Raw genomic sequence first — 7,831 nt, forward strand, 5'->3', positions numbered from 1 at the left:
ATATGCGGAAGTACATCGCAATGCCTTGGGATGTTGTCATACTCGAACAGCGTGGCATCCGCAACATACAAAATCTCTGCTAGGTAGCGGTGTCCGGTCTTCGCTTGGACCATCCCTTGGTAGTAGTTCACCTGTTGCTGCGTTTTAGTCGAGATGGTGCGTTCGTAAGCTTCAAGTGCCTCGTCGTCGTCGCCCTCTTCACACAAGGGCACCGTTTTGTAGTCTGCGACGTAGGTGAGATCCGGTCCTAGAATCTTAATGTCGGGGATTCCAACGATAGGTAGCAGCTCGTTTCCTGCTGAAGTTGGCAATACAGTCCGTACGCCCTTTTCTATCAAGATACGATATGCCGGCTTACCCCGACAGGCTTTCAAGGTTACAAACAATTGCGAGGAGGCGGCGATCGCAGCCAAGTGGTGTGCAAAGGTGTCTGTGTAGTAGGTCAGCAGGGCATGATGACGAGTCCGATCACCCAGGAAGTACATGGGAATCATGCTCTCCATCAGGATATAAATCTCACCATGCACCTGAGCCTTTAAGAAGCGATAGGCTTCGTCTTCTTGCAAATCACGGTCTACGATCTGTGCGACAGCAGCTGCTACTGGAATCGATGGGTCTGCTTTCGACGGTAACCGCTGCTGGATGAACGAGGCACATATGGTTGACATTGTGCCGTGAAAAAAGAAAGCATATGAGGGAGGGGTCAGGGGCACCATTGTGGATAGGGATCGCATGTCCTCGTAGTAGTGGTGCATGCGGCAGGTCTGCGAGCGCTCTAGTTCACTGTGCGAGGTCTCATCATAGACCATTGTCTCCTGCCCATCGTCCTGCAGACGAATGTCTCCCCAATCGATCGCACGATTGTAGTATTCGTTATCCTCCGCCCAGCGATGCATCAGCTCCACGATGACTTTGATACCTGTGTCCGTAGCACTTTCGATCAACTTCTTCCTCTTTTGCAGCACGATCGTTAGCGAGCGTGCAGCCCGTGTCATTGCCACATAAATCAGATCTCGACAAGCCTTAAAGCTGGAATCCTTGTCATTCGGACTTGGTTGCGGAAAATAGAGAACCACGTGATCCCATTCGAGCCCTTTGGACGAGTGGATTGTCGTGAGGTCGATACCCACATCATCTGGTTGAAGCGTAGCTTTGCCATTTCGTCGCTGCACAATGGCGTCGTGTTTCAGGCCGTTTACCAGGTCGATAAAGAGGCCACCATATTGGTTTTTCTCAGCCTTGTAGGTAATGCTGGTACGGCTCTTATAGCGGGCATTGAGGTAACTGGCTTGCCAGACTACTAGTCGATAGGACTCCTCGGCTGACTGCGGGTTGGCGCGGACCTCCTGGCCCAGGCCCCTCGCAATTTCACGCATGTATGTGCGAGTTTTGATGTGCCACAGCTGAGAAAACTCACCGTAGATAGTCTCGCGATCATTGATAAAGCGCTCTCGGTACTGATCTAGGTCCTTATTGGAGATCCCTCGAACGCTACAATAGTCATCAATGCTCTGCGGAAAATTGTTCATGCAAGTGGCCGCATCCATGAACTCTGGCTTCAGTCCGGCGGAACTCAAGCGTGAACGTTCGGCCTCCGTCAAGCCAAACCGGGTTGACGACAGCGCCCGCCACATCAACTTGAGGTAGCCTTTCGTCTCGCCAAGTTGCCGAATGGCCATGCCCTCGTAACGTCCCTTTTGATGAACACAGGCCATCTGGTGAAAACGGCACGGATAGGGCTGCGGCACTTTCCGGGTTGCCCAAAGCAAGCGTCCATATTGCACCAACACATCGAACGTGAACCGTGCGACGATTTGACGGAGCTTGTCGAAATGCTCCGAAAAGTCCTCCGGATCGGCGTCGGGAAACAGGTCAGTTAGCTTTGTGCTCAAGCCGCCGAAGAAGACCTTGAGTTCCTCCGCGATAGTGTCAATGCAGTCGCTTCGTTGTTCCGTCTCTCGGATGCCGTCAGGGCGCACATAAATGTGGTGGAGTTCTCGCTTTCCAGAGATCTTCAAGCGCTGCTGTGTGTCGCGGTCCGAAGATAAGATGAAAGCGAGAGCGCCGGCAAACATTACGCTCGAGAACGGAAGCTGCCGCACTGGATGGCCGTCGACGTCAGGGAACCAGTATTCGGCTAGCGGAGTATGCTTTGGTGGGCTGATAAGGTTCTGACAGCCGAAGGCGCTTTGCTTGGAGGATCGTCCACCCCGGCAGCCGGCTCACCTATGATTACGGATAGCGCAGCGCGACCTTTTTCCTTGGCATGTATTGGCCGATCATCGTAAAGACCGCGCTTTACGGCGGGTGGGTCTTTAAACTGTTCAAGGTTCTGATGCCTCTGACCCTTTTGATTCCGTTCAATACTGTAGTTGACGATCAACTCCGATACGTCTTCCGCTCCACCAATAATCTCCTTACGACACCGGTAGTTTGTTCGTAGTGCATGTTCGCTGATCGAAGCACGAATGCCCGACCCGGCGACCAGGTCGTCCATGAAGTCCTTGCGGAACGGGTAATCGGACAGCGAGTTTCGAAATTCGTAGAGGGTCTGGCGGGGGTCGCCGACCAGAATAATGGAGGAGCCGTTTTGAGCGAGAGCCCGCAAAAAAAGCAACTGAAGGAAATCCAAATCTTGCGCTTCATCGACAGCCAGGAAGCTGGGAATTCCGAACATGTCACGTTTTGCGTCAAGCGTGATTCCTTCAGCGTGATGAAGCCGCATTAAGGCATCGGTGGCGACGGCAATGCAATAGTCTGGACCGCCTTCTGACATGTTGGTGAACGCACCGAGGCCGGCATCGCTCACCAGTTCCTCCCGGATCAAGCGCTCGGCGCGTTCCAGATGGTGCCCTGGCTCTCCGAGGTCCTCAAGGATAAATGCCTTATCGTTACCCTCTGCGTAGCGAGCCAAGCTGTCCAGCAAGGCCTCCTCGCCTCTTCCGTACACCACTGAGGCATACAGAGCTAAGCGAACGGCTTTGCGTTTCTCTTCTTCATCGTCGTCTTGTCCGCCAGTTCGAGAATCTTCGAAATAGTAGCCCACGCCACCCATATGCGGTTGGAGCTTTTTCAGCACGTTCATTGCGCACTGGTGGATCGTGCTAAAGCAGATGTTCTGGGGAGAGAGCTCGATGCCGGTGGCTATCTGAACAGACGACTCGATGTGCTTTCGCCGGAAATCATTGGCAGACGCGTTAGTGAACGATATCGCCTCGATCCGATGCGGGGGAACGCCGTTGCGAAGCAATCCGTTCAGGATGGCAACGAGCAAGCGCGTTTTGCCGGAACCGGCTCCAGCAGGGATGGAGTGAACAACTGCATCGCTTGAGGAGTTGAGCAGAAGCTGCAGCGCTTCCTGGTAGGCGAGAAACTGAAATCGGCGGTCCGGCTGTAGCGAATCTTCGTCCAGGGACGGCCAAGGACGGGCCAAGACGGTCTCGTCAAGAGGGTACTTTGACATGTTTTCCTTGCGGACTCCGCAGAATCCAGATTGCGGCGATGCCTGATTGGCATGCCAGTTTTCTATTTGTGCACTACGCAATGGAATGCGCTTCTAATATGTCAAGTAAACCACATTCAGTCAAGGGGAACGCCAGCGGACTGTGGCATTTTCACGGTCGCGCACGACCCTTAAGAAATATTCTCTACCGCGCTTGGCGTTAGTTGTGGGAAATCAGGCCGACGTGCAGCCTCGGCGTACTGGAGTGACAGCGAAACAGGTCCGTCCACGTTCACTTCGAGAATAGGGCGGCAGTCGGCCCTTTGATCTGAAGGCTCGCGTTTCGAGATGGTGATTGGAAGCCAGCCGCACAGCGCTGAGCTTACCGCTTGCGAAGCGGGATTCGCAGGCACGATCAGCTTCGAGGTCTTATTTCCCGCAGTGCACCAGTCTGAGTATCACCTGGTAGATTGCGTGGGGTAGTCTGGCGATGGAGCTCGCACCATAGTTGAGGAAGCACTTTCTCGTACAGCCAGTCTCTAGGCAAGGCCGTTGGCTATTTCGGGACGCGTTTCGCGGGATTGAGGGGTTTCGGAGCCTCAATGATCACGACAGTGGCGGGACACGTGCTCGGCTTAATGCGCGAATCCCCGGCCGGGATGAGACCTGCGGCTCGCGCTTCCGCAACCGCCTTGGMCACACCGCGACGAGCGTTTTCTTGAAACTGCTCGCTCATGATGTACTCGGAAAGTTTKGACGGCTTCCTGGGCGTCATTGCGTCGCTCCTCCTCTAACTAAAGGCCTCAGCGTCCAGCATGGCTGCCAGATGCCACGACAACATCAATACAAACAATCTTTCGGAGCCGGATCGAAAGTTTTTCCCGGCGCTTTGCCAACTGTAGCATCAGTCTGTCCGAGCAGGCCTCCATGTTGACGCCGGAAGAGCCTAGGTCATGTGAAGATCGCGCMTCCTCCCATTGTTGGTTTGGCGCCAGTAGCGGGTATTGCCTCGGAGACCACTCTGTATCGATGGTGTGATACGGAAAAACTCTTTTCTTTCAGATACTTAAGCTCAGAAATCTCCTTGGAAAGAGGACTCAGCTGTACTTAAATGACTATAGAGAACCTGCCCTCACCACGGACACCTGTCCGATTGGACTGCCATGACCGCCAAGCGCCTCACATTTGCGGAACTGCTACATCTGATAAGGAAACGCTCTGGTCTTCCGCAAAAAGCGGTCGCGCAGAGATGCGGGATTGATCCCTCCTACCTCGCCGCTATGGAGGCCGGTCGGAAGGGCGTACCTTCCAGACTGGTACTCGAAGCTCTGGTTACTGCGATGAGCGCAGCAGATGAGGAACGCGGCCAGTTGTACCGAGCGGCCTGCGCAGAGCGCTTAGGTAGAGAGATAGATCAGATATTTCCCGCTGACATTAGGACGGAGGCAACGGAGTTGATCGCGACAGTTGCAAGGCTAAAGAGCTGGGAAATACGGACTGTATGTCAACTCGCGAAGGCGTTCGAGGACAGGGAGGCGGAGGGAGCCATCTAGAAAAGATAACGGCGAGAACACTCATACGAGCATTCCCGCCGCTAGGCCAGCATGATGCACTGACCGGATCGCACCTTCAGTATTGTCACCCTGGCTTGGCTTGTCAAGGCGCCTCTCTAGAGAATGGCGCTTCGTTTCCCTTCGACTGGACTCTGTAGTCAATTCGGAGTTGGAGAGGTCATGCCCAATCACAGCCAGGAATACGTTCCGCCAGACTGTTTCGTCCCAATATCGCCCTCCGAGCTAGGAGGGCAACGACGGTCCTGCGCGCGAATCATCGACGAGTCTTCTGTCGCGTCCGTTCATGAGGCCATAGTGCTTTCGCCATTGAGGCTGACGCGCGAAGCCGACTTGGTATTCCAACGGTGCCATGCGGTACATGACGCGCAAAAGCAACAACCACAAGAAGCTGTCGGAGCCAGCCAAGGAAAGACAACAGGCTGCTCGCCTTGTGCCGAATTCAATGTAGAGGAGGACGCCGAAATGTAAAAACGGGACAAACCTCGGCGGCTTGCCCCGTCGCTGACCCCAAGTAGAGGCCAGTACTTCAAGTTGGCGCTTCAAGTATCTCTCCTTGCCGTCGGCTGGTCAAGCTCGCCCCTTCGTCTCACACCGGTTTGCTTTGAGTTCCCTTCAGGTTAGCAACCTAAGGGCTAGTGCTGCTGCGCCCTAAAATCCAAGAGTGTCGATTGGCGCTTCCGGCCCCAAGCTGCCACAGCCGGTGTTTGTCTGAAATGCGCAAGAATGGACCTTCCACCATGACTGACCAGACCAGTCCTCCGTTAGTTGTTCCCGGCCGACACCTGTTTCACAGCCACGTTCCCTATCACGACACCCGAAACCCGGTGCGACCGTCCGGCCGAGGATTTCGTGCAAAATTTGCATCCTCTAAGATGCGTCGGATGGTGCGATGTGAGAGCCTGTTGGAAATGAATTGCCTCTATCTGGCAGAGTTTGCTCGAAGCATTGTCGTCGCGCCCGTGTCACAGTAAGTACTATTGCTCAAGCGACATAACGTCGCGAATCGATTCGAACTTACCAGGCAGCATAGCCTTGGCAGGCTGGCGCTACTCCCGACGGAGCTATTGATCCAGTGACACAGTTTGTACGATCAACTCGAACTCTGCGAGCAGATCGGGCTGCCTTTGGCGAAGGAAGGCAGACACCGACTCGTTCTCGAGTCGCTTCGCTAGGTAGACGCCTTCGCTAGCAACAAGATCCTGGGGGCTGCCACGCTCGACCGCTTGCGTCACGGTGCCTGTCGCGCGCCCCGGGGCCATGCCAGAACAGCGCAAATCAACCATCGAAAAAGGAAGAAAAACCGCCTTCCTGAGGCCCTGTTCGAGCCCGATGCAGGCGACTGCGCCTGGCTCCTTTACGCCGAAGATGCCCGGCTCCTTTATGCCGGCGATCGACACAGGCAGATATCGTGGTCCTGTTGGCAAAGCGCCCGAAKGGCGCTCTATATGAACTGCTGGGTCGACACCGACATCCGAATGGGACCGAGTGTTCCTTCGTGCGCCGGACGTCCTGGGCGGGTCCTGGTATCCACAGATGCTATAAAGAGATCTGCTTTGTGCTTAGAGGTGGTGTGAGAAAAATAATGTTTCTCTAAAGTTGCTGTGTGTATTAAACTATAATTTAATGGTGAGTATGCTGGCAATTTGCATGTAAATATCGAGGTTGGCGGTAAGAGTTGCGTATTGGTTTTTTCCGTGTGTGGTTATTATTCTAAAAATTGCAATGAGCATTATTAACTATTCAAAAGACTGCGAATTGGTTATCGGTTTGGTTGCGCCAGTAGGTGTCAATCTCGATGACATTAAAAATCGCATGGAGTCTTTGTTGTCGCAATTTCGATATGCGGCAAATTGGATACATCTTAGTAAGCTCAGCGAGCAATTCGTTGATGATGTGAAGGTATGTGGAACTGAGTTAGATAGACTTGACCAAGGCATGAACAATGGCAGGGCATGTCGCGAAAAATTCAAGCGTGGCGATTTCTTTGCTCTTCTTGCAATTAACGAGATTAATGGGGCGAGAGCGGGTGGAGAGCCTAGCCCGCTCCCACGAGTGGCGCACGTAATAAGATCGCTAAAACATCCAGCTGAAGTGGAAACTCTTCGGCGCGTTTATGGGGACGGTTTTTTCTTGCTCGGGATTTCTTCGAGCAATAAAACGAGAAGGCACTATTTGAAGAACCTAAAGGGAATTCCTGAGGATCAAATTGAGCGCCTGATTGAGCGAGATGATCGGGAGGCTGGGGACTACGGTCAGAAAACTCGTGATGTGTTTCAGATGTCAGACGCGTTTGTTACAACAGACGATAGCGATAGGCTTTCTGATCAATTGTCTCGAATATTGGATTTGCTTTTCTCTGCGCCCGTCGTGCCGCCCACTGCGGACGAATACGCAATGTTCTTGGCCTATGCGGCATCGTTAAGGTCGGCCGATCTCTCTCGGCAAGTTGGAGCAGTGATTGCGAATAAGAATAAAGATATCGTTGCTACGGGAGCGAACGATGTTCCGAAGTTTGGCGGCGGACTTTATTGGCCAGGTGAAGGTGATATGCGGGACTATATAAAGAAAGAAGATTTTAATGAAAAGAAGAAGCGCGAGATAACGTTGCAGATAATGAAGAGGCTCGATCCAGATTCGGGAAAAACCGATGAGGAGTTGCTTTCGGAAGGTTTGAGTGCGCTGAAAGGCACAGGGCTTCTCGATATTACCGAATATGGACGTGCCGTGCACGCTGAGATGGAGGCCCTGTTGTCTGCGGCAAGAAATGGGGTTTCAGTGAGAGGTAGCACGTTGTACACTACGACATATCCTTGCC

Annotated in this window: 4 protein-coding genes and 1 pseudogene; 2 read left to right on the plus strand and 3 right to left on the minus strand. The window is 53.3% G+C overall.

Going from position 1 to position 7,831, the window contains the following annotated elements; genetic code table 11:
* The coding region (locus AC1DS3_RS33880) for a 3'-5' exonuclease (protein WP_477128890.1) at positions 1-2,075 on the minus strand (2,075 nt) is incomplete at its 3' end.
* Between the two features lie 62 nt (positions 2,076-2,137).
* The gene (locus AC1DS3_RS33885; protein WP_477128891.1) at positions 2,138-3,463 is read right to left on the minus strand and encodes a UvrD-helicase domain-containing protein; all 1,326 of its coding nucleotides are present in this window, start codon (positions 3,461-3,463) and stop codon (positions 2,138-2,140) included.
* Between the two features lie 1,142 nt (positions 3,464-4,605).
* On the opposite strand from AC1DS3_RS33885, the gene AC1DS3_RS33890 reads away from it, so the two are divergent.
* A complete protein-coding gene (locus AC1DS3_RS33890) occupies positions 4,606-4,995 on the plus strand; it encodes a helix-turn-helix domain-containing protein (protein WP_441649871.1) in 390 nt (129 codons plus the stop codon).
* A gap of 1,082 nt (positions 4,996-6,077) precedes the next feature.
* On the opposite strand, the gene AC1DS3_RS33895 is transcribed toward AC1DS3_RS33890, so the two are convergent.
* Positions 6,078-6,413, minus strand: coding sequence for a hypothetical protein (locus tag AC1DS3_RS33895; RefSeq protein ID WP_441649865.1), 336 nt, complete (start codon positions 6,411-6,413; stop codon positions 6,078-6,080).
* 325 nt (positions 6,414-6,738) lie between these two features.
* Here AC1DS3_RS33895 and AC1DS3_RS33900 point away from each other — a divergent pair.
* Positions 6,739-7,831, plus strand: a pseudogene (locus tag AC1DS3_RS33900) (anti-phage dCTP deaminase); the annotation flags it as partial.

The sequence above is a fragment of the Cupriavidus sp. 01L46 genome (assembly GCF_056399905.1).